Annotated in this window: 12 protein-coding genes; 6 read left to right on the top strand and 6 right to left on the bottom strand. The window is 60.1% G+C overall.

The window, feature by feature from the left end:
* Window positions 1-16: 16 nt before the first annotated feature.
* The 5 genes from H5T64_03955 to H5T64_03935 form a co-directional block, all read right to left on the bottom strand.
* Window positions 17-1261 (bottom strand): SIS domain-containing protein, encoded by a 1245-nt coding sequence (locus H5T64_03955; GenBank protein ID MBC7263496.1) that lies wholly within the window; start codon window positions 1259-1261, stop codon window positions 17-19.
* A 70-nt stretch (window positions 1262-1331) separates the two neighbouring features.
* The gene (locus H5T64_03950; protein MBC7263495.1) at window positions 1332-2834 is read right to left on the bottom strand and encodes a sugar ABC transporter ATP-binding protein; all 1503 of its coding nucleotides are present in this window, start codon (window positions 2832-2834) and stop codon (window positions 1332-1334) included.
* Window positions 2835-2853: 19 nt separating this feature from the next.
* A complete protein-coding gene (locus tag H5T64_03945; protein ID MBC7263494.1) occupies window positions 2854-3810 on the bottom strand; it encodes an ABC transporter permease in 957 nt (318 codons plus the stop codon).
* 82 nt (window positions 3811-3892) lie between these two features.
* Entirely contained in the window at window positions 3893-4978 is a 1086-nt protein-coding gene (locus H5T64_03940) for a sugar ABC transporter substrate-binding protein (GenBank protein ID MBC7263493.1), read from the bottom strand.
* 139 nt (window positions 4979-5117) lie between these two features.
* A complete protein-coding gene (locus H5T64_03935) occupies window positions 5118-6107 on the bottom strand; it encodes a sugar-binding transcriptional regulator (protein MBC7263492.1) in 990 nt (329 codons plus the stop codon).
* Between the two features lie 302 nt (window positions 6108-6409).
* On the opposite strand from H5T64_03935, the gene H5T64_03930 reads away from it, so the two are divergent.
* The 6 genes from H5T64_03930 to smc all read left to right on the top strand — a co-directional run bounded on the left by H5T64_03930 (window position 6410) and on the right by smc (window position 14499).
* The gene (locus H5T64_03930) at window positions 6410-7288 is read left to right on the top strand and encodes a hypothetical protein (GenBank protein MBC7263491.1); all 879 of its coding nucleotides are present in this window, start codon (window positions 6410-6412) and stop codon (window positions 7286-7288) included.
* Window positions 7289-7383: 95 nt separating this feature from the next.
* Window positions 7384-8307, top strand: coding sequence for an ABC transporter ATP-binding protein (locus H5T64_03925; protein MBC7263490.1), 924 nt, complete (start codon window positions 7384-7386; stop codon window positions 8305-8307).
* Window positions 8304-9140, top strand: coding sequence for an ABC transporter permease (locus H5T64_03920; GenBank protein ID MBC7263489.1), 837 nt, complete (start codon window positions 8304-8306; stop codon window positions 9138-9140). The genes H5T64_03925 and H5T64_03920 overlap by 4 nt, the downstream gene beginning before the upstream one ends.
* A 91-nt stretch (window positions 9141-9231) precedes the next feature.
* A complete protein-coding gene (locus H5T64_03915) occupies window positions 9232-10215 on the top strand; it encodes an ROK family protein (protein MBC7263488.1) in 984 nt (327 codons plus the stop codon).
* Window positions 10202-10918: a ribonuclease III gene (rnc, locus tag H5T64_03910; protein ID MBC7263487.1), complete on the top strand. Its 717-nt coding sequence runs from the start codon at window positions 10202-10204 to the stop codon at window positions 10916-10918. Before H5T64_03915 ends, rnc begins: the two co-directional genes overlap by 14 nt.
* A complete protein-coding gene (smc, locus tag H5T64_03905) occupies window positions 10909-14499 on the top strand; it encodes a chromosome segregation protein SMC (protein ID MBC7263486.1) in 3591 nt (1196 codons plus the stop codon). Before rnc ends, smc begins: the two co-directional genes overlap by 10 nt.
* Before the next feature lie 124 nt (window positions 14500-14623).
* On the opposite strand, the gene scpB is transcribed toward smc, so the two are convergent.
* A complete protein-coding gene (scpB, locus tag H5T64_03900; GenBank protein ID MBC7263485.1) occupies window positions 14624-15205 on the bottom strand; it encodes an SMC-Scp complex subunit ScpB in 582 nt (193 codons plus the stop codon).
* Window positions 15206-15231: the final 26 nt, after the last annotated feature.

Here is a 15231-nt window from a genome sequence, read left to right as displayed (position 1 = left end):
GTATCACGCATCACGCCTAATGCGTGCCCGGCGGGAAAAGTTGCATCCAGACCCGCGCGTACTTGGGGATGTTGGAGCGCTGGCAATCAGGGTTGATGTTCCCCTGCTCCACCGCACAATAATAGGGCAGAAGTTGGGCGGGCAGAGTGGCCGGCACGGTGAAGATGGCCTCATCCACCGCAGGCAACCGCACCACATAATCCATCAGCGGTGCGATGTCATTGTCGTCCTCGGTTACAAAGCCGATAGAGGGGCTCTTCAACCCCACTGTAGCCTGGGCCACCTGGCGCAACCACGGATAGGAAGGTCCCGGCGGGGCAATGATAAGGGTGACGATACGCTCATCGGTCAGGCCCAGGGCCCCATGAATGTGACGATCGGGACACATCGCCTTGCTCGGGATATGGGCCATCTCGTCAAATTTCAGAGCAGCCTCTTCGGCAGTGGCCAGGTTCGGGCCCCCGCCCACCGTCAGGATGCTGCGCGCATCCTTGTACTGGCGGGCGATGCTGCGGCAACGGCCATCCAACTCCTGGATGTGCCCCTCCAGCCAGTCAGGGATGCTATATAGTTGCTCTCGCAGCGCCGCGAAGTCGCATCGCTTGGGGTCAGTCCGCTCCCCCAATTCAATGGCCAATAGGATGGCCGCGGCCAACCGGGTTGCGTAGTGGAAGGTATCGGACCCACCGGTATCGAAACCGCCCTGGCAGACGATCGCGGCATCCGTGATACGAGTGAGGGGGCTATGTGGGACAGAGGTTACCGCCACGGTGTAAGCGCCACCTGCACGGGCCTTTTCGGCCGCGCGATTGGAGTCCACCGTCCGCCCGCTTCCCGAAAAGACCAAAAAGGCGGCATGGGGCAAATCCCAGTTGCGAAGGCTGGTCAAGAATTCTCCGGAATCTGCTTGGTCGGCGTCCCAGCCCGCGAAATTCCAAAGAGCCGCCGCCCCGCCCAAAGCCACGAATTGCGAGGTCCCCATGCCAACGCCAATAACCCGGGTCAGTTTGCGCCGCAAGATCTCGTCGGCCACAGTGGCTACCGAGTCCGGAATGGCGTTGAGGGTGTCCCGCAACGCCTTGGGAATGCTCATAATGTCATGGTATAGGTTGAAAGGATGGGATGTTTTGGGCTCAGAGCCCAGGGCGATGTACATCACAGGGAGTTCGCCAGTGCCCTCAATGGCTCGCTCACCGCGCTCGTCCAGCCAATCCCACTCCTTGCGAGGTTCCATCGTTTCCTTTTCGCGCTTTTCTTTCATCGTTCTCTCCCTCCTTATGGGTAATGGATTCAATCGGCACGGGCAGCCAAAAGTCGCACCTCCGTTTGGCCTATGCTGTCTGGACTTCCTGCCCCAGGGCATAGCGCAGGATGGTCTCGCCATCAGTTTTCTCTCCTGCGAGACAAGCGACAACCTCACCATCCCGCATCACCAAAACTGTGCGGCTCAGACCCAGGATTTCCGGCAATTCGGATGAGATCAAGATGATCCCCGCGCCCTGCCTGGATAGTTCCGCGACGAGCCGGTATAACTCGAATTTGACCCCCACATCAATGCCTTGGGTTGGCTCAGCGAAGATCAGGACCCGGGCTTCGGAAGCCAGCCATTTCGCGAGAGCCACCTTTTGCTGATTGCCACCGCTCAAGTTTTGGCAGATCTGCTGCAGGCTGGGGGTCTTGATCTCCAGCCGATCCACCCAGGTCTGGGCTAACTCTACCTCCTGCCGCTGACGGATGTGTCCCGTCCACGTGGACAGTCGCTCCAAGACGGGCAAGGAAATGTTCCGGCTGACCGAGAGCGGCAAGATAATACCCTCCACCTTGCGGTCGTCCGGGATATAAGCAACGCCATGACGAACGGCCTCTGCTGGCGAAGGGCTGAACACCTCCCCTTTTACCAGGATTTCACCCGCATCCACTGGATAGGCCCCGAAGAGCGCGCGCCCCAGTTCCTCCTTCCCGGACCCAGCCAACCCAGTGATACCCAACACCTCACCAGCTCGCAGCGTGAAGGAGACGTTGCGGAAGATGCTCTTGGCGCTCAGCCGGCGCACCTCCATCAGAACCGGGCCCAGATCGGCATTGCGAGGTGGGAATACGCCCGTCCATTGCCGCCCGATCATATCGCTGATGAGGCCGTCACGAGTGATCTCAGCGATGTTCACCGTGCGAACGCATCGGCCATCCCGCAACACCGTCACTCGGTCGGCTAGGCGAAATACTTCCTCCAAGCGATGCGTGACGTAGAGGACCGTCAAACCCTGTGCCTTGAGAGTCTCAATGACCTTGAAGAGGGCCTCTTGCTCTTCACGGTTCAAGGCAGCAGTGGGTTCGTCCATCACCAGGAGCGTACTATCGCGCAGGAGAGCGCGGGCAATCTCCAGAATCTGTTTTTCACCGGCCTTGAGGTTTTCTGCCGGGGTATCAAGGGGAATGGTCTCCGCGTGCAGAGTGCGAAGAATGTCCTGCGAACGGCGACGCATCTCGTCGAAATCCAGCCGTCCGCCAACCGAAGCCGGCTCTCTGCCAATCAAAATATTGAACATTGCATTGCGCCCTGGAAGCCAATTCAATTCCTGGTGGATGGTGGAGATGCCGGCAGCAAAAGCGTCCTTCGGGCTCTGGGGCCGGTAAGGCCGACCGTCCAGGAACATTTCCCCAGCGTCGGCCGGCAGCGCACCAGAAACGATTTTGATCAGGGTGGACTTCCCAGCACCGTTTTCACCAACCAAGGCGTGAACCTGGCCGGCCTCGATGGCAAAGGAAACGCGATCCAATGCCTGTACTCCAGGAAAGGCTCGGCTGATCTCCTGGAATTCCAGTTTGGTGCTCATCGCTTGCCCGCTCCGTGGTTCATCGGATCACCATCCGCAACCGATCTAGAGAAAGTGCAAGGATCAGGATCACGCCAGAGATAATCTTTTGGGCGTAGATAGAGACGCCCAAAAGGATGAATCCGTTGTTGATCGTGGTAAGGAACACCGCAGCGATGAGGACGCGTTCGATCTTTCCCCGGCCGCCGCCCAGACTCACGCCCCCCAGGATGACGGCGGTTAAAATGGGGAAGAGGAACTCGGCTCCCATACCACCGGTGGCCGAACCCATACGAGCAGCCTGCATTACCCCGCCGAAACCGGCCAGAAGCCCGGCCCCAACATAGCCCATAAGTCGCAGCCGATCCACGTTGAGACCCGCCAACCAACTCGCCCGCTCGTTGTTGCCCATCGCATAGATATGGGCACCGAAGACAGTATAGTTGAGAATATAATAGGCTACCGCATAGAATAAGAAAAGCAGCAGCACCGGCACTGGGATCGGCCCCAGATATCCCCGAGAAAGAGGTGCCAGCGCCTGCATCGCTGGCCCGAAGATGGTCTGCCCCTTGGTGTACACAAAAGCCACCCCTTCGAGGCCGTACATCATGCCCAAAGTCACCACAATCCCGCTGATGCGCATACGGGTGACGAGCAGACCGTTGAATAAGCCCACCGCGCTTCCCACAACCAGCCCGATGCAGCCGGCCACCCAAGGTGACATACCCCGATCCACCATCCCGCTGGCCACCAACACTCCCGATAGCCCTAAGATAGATGCCAGCGAGACATCCATCCCCGATCCGGACAAGACAATGAGGGCCTCGCCGATGGCCACGATCCCTACGATGGAGGCTTGCCGTAGCACGATCATCAAGTTGGAGACGGTGAGGAAGGCCGGCGTAGTGAACGAGAGAAACACGCACCACAAGAGAAAAATGACGATGAAGCCGTTTTCGCTCAGGAAGTCTAAGACGCGCTCGCGAGTTAAGTTCATGGCATCTTTCGCCTCACTTCAGTCGGGTAAAGGAACGGATCAGGGGGCCCTGCCAGAGGCCCGGGCCCCCTGCGCAGTGCATTTACTGCAAATCAGCCCGGGTGATGACTTTGACCGGCACCTTGATGTCGCGTGGAACAGTACCACCGGCCAGCAGTTTCACCACTCCCTGAGCCACCATCTCGCCGGTCCGAGCCGGTTGGGTGTCTACCGTGCCCCGGTACATCCCGCCTTGCTTGATCAAGTCCAAGGCCATCTTCTCCGCGTCAATGCCCACAATGATGGTCTTCTGTGGATCCTTGCCTGCCGCTTCCAGGGCTTGCAGAGCACCATAGGCACCAGCATCGTTAATGCTGACCACTACATTGATATCCGGATGCGCCTGCAGAGCGGTTTCCATGGACTTCAGACCATACTCCTGGATTCCGCCCAGGTAGCGCCCCACAATCGTGGCCTCAGGAGCTTGTTCGAAGAGCGCCTTCTCGATGTTGTCGGCCCGGATAACCACGTTGGGCAGGTCTGGGTAATCTAGGATGGCCACGATGGCTTTGCCCCCCATCTCCTCTTTGATGAGTTTCCCGGCGTACTCTCCTGCGGCGTAGCCCAGGTCAGAGTCCTCAATGGAGATGCCGATGCCATTATAGGCCGACTCGCGCCCAGCATACTGGACGGTGAAAATGCCCTTGGCGGCGGCCTCCTTGAGGGCAGATTCGATGACCTTGGGGTCGAGGACGCAGATCACGATCACTTTGGCCCCAGCGGCGGCAAAGTTCTCGATGGCGGTGATTTGTTTCTCGGACTTGGCCTCGGGGTCTACGAGCTGGACCTTGAGGCCGTACCCCTCCAACGCCTTGCGGGCCGCGTCGGCAACCGTGAAGTGATACTCCGTAGCCATAGTGCAGGGGATGATGCCGACGAAACTATCCCCCAAGTGCGCTTTGGCAGCAGCGATCTCCTCCGGAGTAACCACCAGATCATCGGCGGTGCCCATCCGGTCGGTCAGGATCGTTGGCTCTTTCCAGGTGATCGGTGTGGCTGTGGGCGGCACCGGAGTCGGTGGGGGCGGAACGGGCGTCGGTGTCGGGGGAACCGGAGTCGGTGTTGGTGCGCAAGCGCCCAGAGCCAAGACAGTGGCAATCAGGGTCAGTACCAAAAGCAGTTTCTTCATCTCACATCCTCCTTTCAATTTGTGAAGATCATCTCACCGTGAGTCAGGAAATTCGCCTCCGCGAGTACCACCTCCCTTCCCTCTTTTTCAAACGTGTGTTTTTCACGCCGATCTGTGTCTGCGCTCAACCGCCGTTGGCTCAGGATGTCTGTTCGTCCAGGCGCAGCAGCGCCCATGCGGTTTGCTCATCCGTGACAATCCCGCTGATGTAACGGCCCCGCAGTGCTCCGAGAAGCGGTGCGACTTTGTCTGGTCCGCCAGCAACCCCGACGGCCAAAAGCGCCCGTTTCAAATCGTCCAGTTCGATCCCAACGACGCGCTCCTCGAAAGGTGACGGATGAGGTTGGCCTGCCAGATCAAAGAAGCGGCCACAGATGTCACCCACCACGGGCATTTTCTGCAGGATTTGCATTTCGGGGTCCGGGATAAGGCCAGTTCGCGCATAGAGGAGGTCGCTCTCCATAGAGCCAAGGCCAACCATATAGATGTCGGCAGAACGGGCCAGTTTCAGGGCTTGGGCGATGGGCGAGTTGGCACCCACCAATTCCGCCGCAGTACCACCACCCAAGATAGCCGGAGCATGGATGATGTAAACTCGAGCGCCGAAGGCCTTGCCAGCCTCGCGGGCCAGTTCGCTGAAGTCAATGTCCAGCGCCTCGTGGCCGATGCTGCCCATCGCTTGAACCAAGGCCACGTTTTCCACAGGGCCGGGACGTAGTGCCTGCACCATCTCGCGCAGAGTGCGCCCACAGCCGATACAGACCCGGTGCCCTGGCAGCACTGCTTCGCGCAGAAGTTCCGCCGCGGTGCGCCCGATCACCCGGCGGATCACATCCACCCCACCTCCAAAAAGCGGTGCCACCCGCACTTCTTTGAGATGAGGAAAACGTTCTTTCAGCCGACCCTCCACGCCGGCAGCCCGCTCCCGCGGATCCACCACCCGGACCTGGACGATCCCCATCTCGCGTGCTTCGGCAAGATAATGGGAGACCTGGGATCGGGAAACGCTCAGGCCCCGGGCAATCTCCTCTTGGGTGCGTCCCTGCTCGTAGTAGGCTTGGGCAACTTCGACCAGCAATCGGATATGGTCGCGCTTTGCGTTCGGTGATTCACGAATGTTAATTGACATTTGTGAATATCATACCATACTTTGGGCCATTTGTCAAGTGCCAAAGTTCCATTTTGGCTCCTGTTGCCAAGCAAGGTATACTCTGGTCAGGTTTATACATTGGCATTTGGCGTTTTCTTGCCATCGCCAGATCACGTCCACAAGATGTCACATTTTCTCTTTCGGCGGTGAGTGCGTCGGCCATAGCCAATTTGATGGAACCCAACCAGGGGGTTCAAGCGTCTCCATACCAAGCACTGGCTCGTTTTCGGAGTCGCGTTCAGAATTCCCAATCACGGGGTTCGGAAAGGAGTGTGCGCGTTATGTTAAACCACCTTACGTCTCGTCATTGGCGAACGGCGTGGGTCAGCATCACTTTGATCGCTGTTCTCGCCCTGTTCGTCTTCTATCCGCCCTTGCGGACAGCCGCATCTGACTTCCTAGGCATCTTCCGAGTCCGCAAGTTCGCCGCCATCCCCATCAACATCTCCGCCTTAGAGGGGAACCCAACCTTCGCAGATGTTCTGGAGACAGCCTTATCTGACCAAGTGCAGTTCACCGGCGATCCCGACTCTTCCACGGCGGTGAATTCCGTTCATCAGGCCAGCAGCCTGGCGGGGTTTCAAGTCCGTCTTCCAGCCTGGCTCCCAGAAGGGTATAGCGGGCCATCCACCATGCGAGTGCAAGACGAGGTATCTTTCCGGGTTACGGTCAAGGTAGATCACGTGCGCGCCATTCAGGAAGCGCTAGGCAGGACCGATGTTCCTATACCCTCGAATTTGGACGGAGCCCGTGTGGACGCGAACATCCCCAAGGTATTTAGCGCCTGGTATTCATCGTCACGCGGCACCATAGAACTTGTCGAAGCACCCTCGCCAGAAATCCAACTCCCCCCTGACCTGAACTTGGAGGAGTTGGGTAAGTTCGCCTTGCGCATGGCGGGGATGTCTGAAGACGAGGCTTCGCAACTGGCGGAATCCATTGACTGGGCTAACACCCTCGTCATCCCCGTGCCGATGAATTATGCCTCGTATCAAGAAGTCTCGGTGGCAGGCTCCACAGGGCTTATCATCGGCGAGGCTGGCACAGACGAAGCCGAGGGCCACTGGATGCTGGTTTTCGAGAAAGACAATATCGTATACGGGCTACAGGGCATGGCCACACCGGAGCAATTGGTCGCCGTCGCCGAGTCTATGTTCTAACAATTCTCCACCGCCGAGAGCGCGGAGAAATCAAACATGTTCTCCTCTGTGTGCTCCGCGCTCTCCGCGGTGAAACAGGAAAACTCTCAAACACGATGACTTCGACATCAGCCATTGAGACCAGTAGTCTGCGGAAGGAATACGGCACAAAAGTCGCCGTCGCGGACCTGACCGTGCGCGTCGAGCGGGGCGAGATCTTCGGTTTTCTCGGCCCCAACGGCGCGGGCAAGACCACTTCCATCAAAATGCTCCTTGGGCTCACGGCGCCCACCTCCGGCACCGCGCGGATTCTGGGCTGTCCGTTCACTGACCGCTCCATCCAGCGAAAGATCGGCTTTCTCCCCGAGCACTTCCGCTTCTACGATTGGCTCACCGCCCGCGAACTGCTCATCTATCACGGCAGGCTCCTGGGAATGGGGCAGGACGAATGCGAGCGCCAAGCGCCTGCACTCCTTGATCTAGTCGGCTTGAGCCGCTACAGCGATGCGCGCCTCCGGACCTTCTCCAAGGGGATGCTGCAGCGGATTGGGCTGGCGCAAGCGCTCCTCAACGAGCCAGAACTGGTCTTCCTCGATGAGCCCACCTCTGGCCTGGACCCGCTGGGGCGCCGACTGGTGCGCGACATCATCCGCGACCTGCGCTCTCAAGGGACTACCGTGTTCCTGAACTCCCACCTTCTGAGCGAAGTGGAAATCACGTGCGACCGTGTGGCGTTTATAAAAGAAGGTGTGGTCGTGCGCACGGCTGAACTCCAGCGCCTGGTAGAGGGTCAAACTACTGTGGAGATGCGCGTGGGCGGCGTCACCCCTACCCTGCTGGAGGGATTGAAGCAGTGGGGCACAGAGATACGAGCCGATGGGGCACACGTGCACTTGGTAGTGGACGACGAAGAGGTTCTGCCCGCCATTGCCGCTTGGGTCATCGAGCAGGGTGCCCGATTGTACACGCTGGAACCAAAGCGGCTTTCGCTGGAAGATCTTTTTCTGGAAATCGTCGGCACGACTGGAGAGCCAGGATGACCAACATCCTCTTGATCGCCGAACTCACCTTTCACGAGGTCCGCCGACGCAAGATTATGTGGGCGGCCTTGCTGCTGGGAGCAGCCTTCTTGTTGCTTTACGGTCTTGGGTTCCACTTCATCTACCGGGAATTAAAGAGGGAACTTGCCAGTAGGCCCCAGTTCCTCCCCGATTGGGTCAATCTTCTGCTCATGATGGCCCTCTATGCCGTCAATTTCCTCATCGTGGTGATGACGGTGCTCACTTCGGTGGATACCATCTCCGGGGAGATCGCCTCCAACACGATACAGGCCATCGCTGTGAAGCCCATTCGCCGAGCGGAAATCCTCCTGGGCAAATGGCTGGGCTTCGCCGGAATGCTCGTCCTCTACACGGCATTCATGATTGGCGGCGTCCTCCTTGCCACCTACTTGGAATCAGGACACCTTCCCCCTCATCCCTTGGAAGGCAGTCTCTTCATGATCCTGGAAGGACTGGTGCTCCTCACCCTCTCCCTCCTCGGTGGCACTTTCCTCTCCACGCTGGCCAACGGCGTATTGGTCTTCGGGCTCTTCAGCGTGGCCTTCATCGGCGGCTGGGTGGAGCAATTCGGGAGCATCTTGCACAACGAAACGGCAGTGAACATCGGCATCGTCGCCAGCCTCATCATGCCCTCCGAGGCGGTGTGGAAACGGGCCGCTTATCTGATGCAACCCCCGATTTTCCGGGAGTTCAGTATGACCCCCTTCAGCGTTACCTCTCCGCCCAGCACCGCGATGATGATCTATGTGGTAGGTTACACGCTGGTCGCCCTGGTCCTCGCCCTGCGCGTTTTCGAGAAGCGCGATTTGTAGCCCCGGCAGGCGGGAAGTCTACCCCCTACCATCTGATTTGTCTCCCCTCGCCAACGAGAGTATACTTTATTTCACAACCGGAGGGGTTTCCATGGAATCACTCATTATCGGCGTGGACCTGGGAGCCACGCGCATCCGCGCCGCCCTGGTAACACCAGAGGGCGAAATCCGCCAGACCGCCTCGCGGCTGACGTTGGCTCAAGAGGGGCCGGAGGCCGTTTGGGGGCGCATCCGCGCTGCCATCGCGGAAGTATTCCCGGCGCAGAACCCGGAGGCCGTGCTGGGCATCGGCGTAGGCGCGCCAGGGCCCCTCGACCCCTGGCGCGGCGTGGCCATAGCGCCGGTGAACCTGCCTGGCTGGCACAATGTGCCCCTGCGCGATATGATTGCAGACGCCTTCGGCCGGCCGACCTTCGTGAACAATGACGCCAATGTCGCCGCTCTAGGAGAGCACCGCTTCGGCGCGGGGCGGGGTGTGCATCACCTGATCTATATGACCATTAGCACCGGCATCGGCGGCGGCATCATCATAGACGACCAATTACTGCTCGGCATCCATGGCCTGGCCGGGGAAATCGGGCATATGACCGTCGAGCCCAATGGCCCGCGCTGTGCCTGTGGGAACATCGGCTGTCTGGAGGCATTGGCAGCGGGCCCTGCGATTGCGGCCTGGGTGCGGGGTGAAATCCAGAAAGGGGCGCACTCCGCAGTTTTGGATATGGTCCGAGATCCATCAACTATCACTGCCGAAATAGTAAGCCAGGCCGCGCAGGAGGGCGACGAACTCTGTCGGCAAGCGCTGCACCGTGCCGGCTTCTACATCGGGGTGCACCTCGTCAACCTGGTGCACTGCTTTGACCCGGAACTCATCATCCTGGGAGGAGGAGTAACTAGGGCCGGGGAACTCCTGTTCGCGCCCATCCGGGCCACCGTCGCCGAGCGGGTGATGCCCTCCTTTGGCCAGGTGCGCATCGTCCCCGCTGCCCTGGGTGAGCACGTGGGGACGTTAGGCGCAGCAGCACTGGTACTTTCCTCCATCCAACCGCAAGCACCGAGAGCCTATGAACCAACTTGAACGCCACCTGGGACTCGAATTCAAAGACAAAGGTCTATTGGAGCAGGCCCTGACCCATCGTTCTTATGTCAATGAGAATCCTGACTGGCCCTACCCCGACAACGAGCGGTTGGAATACTTGGGCGATGCGCTGCTCAACTTCCTCACCGCCGATTACCTCTGGCAGCGCTTCCCAGAATACGGCGAGGGAGAACTCACCGCCCTGCGCTCCTCGCTGGTGCAGACTTCCACCCTGGCGAATTTGGCAGTGCAGTTGGGGGTGGGCGAATACCTGCACCTCGGTCACGGCGAGGAGGCTACTGGCGGGCGAGAACGACCTACCATCCTTTGCGCCGCTTTCGAGGCCATTGTCGGCGCTATCTACCTAGACCAAGGGCTGGAAATGACGCGCCATGTCCTCTGGCCGCATCTGCACTCTTTGATTGGCGACCTGTTGAGTGCCGAAGCCTATAAAGATGCCAAAACACAATTGCAGGAACTCGTGCAGGCAACCCTACACCTCACGCCCACCTATCGCACCCTCCACGAGGTAGGTCCAGACCATGCAAAGCAATTCACCGTGGCCGTTTATGTGGGCGATGAACAGTGGGGCGTAGGACTGGGCTCCAGCAAGGCAGCAGCCGAGCAGGCCGCGGCCCGGGTTGCCCTTGCACGCGCCACAGAATTCGGACGGAAGGAACGCCGCCAACCATCATGCATCTGAGAAGCCTACGCCTACAAGGATACAAGAGTTTCGCCACGCCCACCGAATTCCATTTCGACAGCGGCATCACAGCCATCGTTGGCCCCAACGGCAGCGGCAAGAGCAACATCGCCGACGCCGTCCGCTGGGTTCTGGGCGAGCAGAGTTACCGCTACTTGCGTGCCAAGCGCAGTGAGGACATGATCTTCGCCGGCAGCCAGCAACGGGCGCGTCTGGGCATGGCCGAGGTAAGCATGACGCTGGACAACTCCGACCAGTGGCTGCCCATTGAGTACAGTGAACTCACCATCACCCGCCGCGCCTATCGCACCGGCGAGAACGAGTATTATCTCAATAACAATCGCGTGCGGCTCAAGGACATCGTGGAACTGCTGGGCAAGGGCGGTCTGGGAAACAACGCCTACGTGGTGATCGGGCAGGGCTTAGTGGACGCCGCCCTCAGCCTGCGCCCCCAAGAGCGCCGCAGCCTCTTCGAGGAGGCGGCGGGCATCACCATCTATCAGGCCAAGCGCCAGGATGCGCTAAACAAACTCGAAGAGACCCGCCAGAATATCCTGCGCGTGAACGACATCATCAACGAGATCACCCCACGACTGGAGAGCCTCCAGCGTCAGGCGGGCCGGGCCGAGGAATACGCCCTTGTCAGCCGCGACCTGGAGCGACTGCTGCGTATCTGGTATGGCTATCGCTGGCATCAAGAGGCAGAACACTTGGCGGAGGCTCGTGCGGCCCTAGCCCGATGTGAGGAGGACATCCGGGTCCATCGTCAAGTCATGCAAGCCCTGGAACAGCAACTGGCCGCCTGTCGCCAGGAGCAGACGCACCTCGGCGATGACCTGACACTGTGGCGTGAGCAGGCTGCCTTGTTGCAAGCCCAGACAGAGGGGAAGCGGCGGGAACTCGCCGTGAGCGAAGAGCGGCGGCGAAACCTGGCCGCAATCCGTGAGACACTGACTGCCGAGATCCAATCCCTGCGCGAAGAAGCAGCCAGGCAAGACAGCGAAATCGAAGGGGTCACCGCTGAACTCTGTGCCGCCGAGGAAGCCTGGGCAAAGAGCACGGAAAGGTTGCGAGCCGCTGACGAGGGACTGAAAGCAGCCCAGTCCCAAAGTGCCGCGATCGAAGCGGCAATCGAAGCCGCCCGACAACGGGTCTTCCATCTGGCCACCACTCTCGCGGACCAAAACAATCGCCAGACTCAGGCTCGCGAGCGCATAGCGGAGATAGACCGAGAGGCACAAGGACATCGCCAGATTATCGAAGAACAGCGCCCCATCGCCGAACAGATCGAAGCGCAACTAACAGGATACCGCGCCAACAGCGAGAAGAGGGAGAAAGAACTGCGTGCCCTGGAGGAGGAACGCCAGGCAAAGGGGCGCGAGATGTCCGAAGCATCAGAGCGGCGCGAGGCATTGCGCAGCGAACTGGAAGCCTCCCGCCGCGAACTGGAGCGGCTCCAGGAGCGCCACAGTGTGCTGGCGCGGCTGCAACGGGACCTGGCGGACTACCCAGGCGGGGTGAGAGCCATCCTTTCCACTCCACCAGAGGGCGTCATCGGCCTGGTGAGCTCACTGTGCCGTGTGCCAGTACATCTCGAGCGCGCTATCGAATCGGCATTGGGGCCATATCTACAAGGCATTGTGGTCGAGAGTTGGGACGTCGCCAACGCCTGCATCGCCCGGCTCAAACAGTCTGCCGCCGGCTCGGCCACCTTCCTGCCCTTAGACTCACTCTCCCCCGAGCCGCCCGTCAAACCGGCCGGTTCAGCCGATGTCATGGGCCTGGCCGCCGACCTGATCGAATACGATGGGCGATATGCTCCTGTTTTCCAACTGCTCCTGGGACGCACCGCCATCGTGAACGATCTGGCCACCGCCCTCCGTGTGCTGCGCGCCACACCCGGGCTGAGCAAGGCGGTAACCCTCTCTGGGGAAGTGCTTTTATCACGCGGGCCCCTCAGTGGCGGGACCCCGGAGATGCCCGGGCTCTTGGGCCAGGACCGGGAATGGCGTGACCTAGGAACGCGCATCGAACGTTCGCGGGAAAAGACAAACGCGCTGGAGCAGGACTTACAAAAACTGGTGGAACGGCATGCGTCTCTACAGACCCATCTCGGCGAATTGGAGGCGCAGCGGGACCAACTCCTCTCTGCCCAGAGGACGGAGGAAAAAGCCATTGCCGAAGCCGAGAGCCGGCTCCAGCGAGCCCGCCAGGAGATAGAATGGCGCGAGTTGATCCTCACCCAACTGGAAGGTGAGCGCCAGGCCCTCGAACAGAAAATCCGAGACATAGAACAGGAGCGCGGTCGTCTCGAGGCGGAACACGGAGCCGCGAGCGCCGAATTGGCCACCCTGCAGGAGCAACTCTCAGATTTGCCACTCGTTGAACTGCGCCACGAGCGTGGAGAGGCAGAGATACAGCAGACCGTACACGCCGAGAACGTCAAGAAGTGGCAGGCCCTGCTCGAGCGATTGCAGAGCGAGCGGGATGCCATTCACGCTCGGCTGGAAGAGAAACTCGCCCGCGCCGAGACACTATCTCGTGAGGAGGCGGAACTCGATGCTCGCGTTGCTGCTCTCCAACAGGCGATAGCGGATCTGGAGATGGAAGCCACATCTCTCAGCGAACGCATTGCCCCACACCAATCGCGCCTATCCGCGCTCGAGACCCAGGAGAAGGCCCTGGAAACCCGGCTCAACGATGCCCGGGCCCGCCTCTCCGGACTGGAAGCAACGCGCAACCAAGCCATCCTGGAAACGGAGCGGCGCAAGGATGCCATAGACAATTTGGTGCACCAGATCGAAAGCGAACTGGGCCCTGTGGAGTTGCAAGATGAACGCCCTCAACAATTGCGCCTGTGGGTGAACGACCACATCGTTACCCTGGAGGCCGTAACGGTACTGCCCGAAGGGCTTTCCCACGAGATCAGCGAGACGCGAGCCCGGCTGCGCCGGCTGGGCACCGTCAACCCCGAAGCACCGCAGGAATACCAGGAAGTCCTCCATCGTCACACCTTTCTGACCGAACAGGCCGCCGATTTGGAGCGGGCTGCGCAATCCTTGCGCGAGGTCATCGCCGAACTGGATCGCATCATGCAGGAGAAGTTCCGGACGGTGTTCACGGTGGTGGCGGAGGAATTCAGCCGCTATTTCCAGAGCCTATTCGGGGGCGGGTCGGCGCGGCTCACCCTCACCGATCCCGACGACCTGGGCAACACTGGGGTGGACATCATCGCGCGGCCACCAGGCAAACGGCAGCAGAGCCTGGCTCTCCTCTCCGGCGGCGAAAGAGCACTGACGGCAGCCGCCCTGATCTTCGCCCTGGTCAAGGCCAGTTCGACCCCGTTCTGCTTCCTGGACGAAGTTGACGCCATGCTCGACGAGGTCAATGTGGTGCGCTTCCGCGATATCCTCAAGAGCCTGAGCGAGAAAACCCAATTCGTCGTCATCACCCACAACCGCTATACCATCGAGGCTGCTAATACCATCTACGGTATTTCGATGGGCGCGGACGGGATCTCGCAGACGGTGTCGCTACGGTTGGATCAAGTCACGCCGGAGACACTGGAGGAGAGACGATAACCTGGCGAAGGACGTGGGAGCCGTCTCCAGACGGCGATTGCCAGCCTACCAGGGGATGGGTAGCGGATTAGCGGATGGCCCTCACCTTGGTTCCCTCCCTTGGGGGAGGTATCCTCCCGCAGGCTCAGAACCAGCGGGAGGATATCCGTTCCCTTTTGGTGTCTAGGGGAGGCAATTGTTCCAGGCTCTGCAAACCGAAGTATTGCAGGAAGGCGAAGGTGGTACCGTAGAGAATGGGACGACCGACCTGTTCCAGGCGACCCACCTCGGCGATCAAGCCTCGGGATAGGAGCGTCCGCAATACTGCGTCGCAGTTCACCCCGCGAATGGCCTCGATGTCGGCTCTGGTGATGGGCTGCTGGTAGGCGATGATCGCCAGCGTCTCCAGGGCGGCTTGGGAAAGCCTCCCCGAGTACCCCAGTCCCAGGAAGCGCTCGATATACGGGGCCGCCTCCGGAGCAGTGGTCAATTGCACCTTGTCACCCTTGCGCTGGAGGGCCAGGCCCCGCCCGGCGTGATCCCCGGTCAATTGCTCAAGCCCCTGCTCGACTGCCGCCACATCCACCCCGAGCACAGAGGCCAGGGACCTCACCTCTACTGGCTCATCGGCCACGAAGAGGAGGGCCTCCAACAAAGCCGGTATTTGCTCTGGCGTTGGCGGTGGCAAGATATTCTCTTCGGTCTCCGCATTCTCCACGTCAGCCACGGCATCCCACTCCCCTAGAGATCACA

The sequence above is a fragment of the Chloroflexota bacterium genome, assembly GCA_014360825.1.
Lineage (GTDB): Bacteria > Chloroflexota > Anaerolineae > UBA2200 > JACIWT01 > JACIWT01.
Note: the sequence above shows the minus strand (reverse complement) of the source record. Positions and strands in the feature narration are given on the sequence as shown.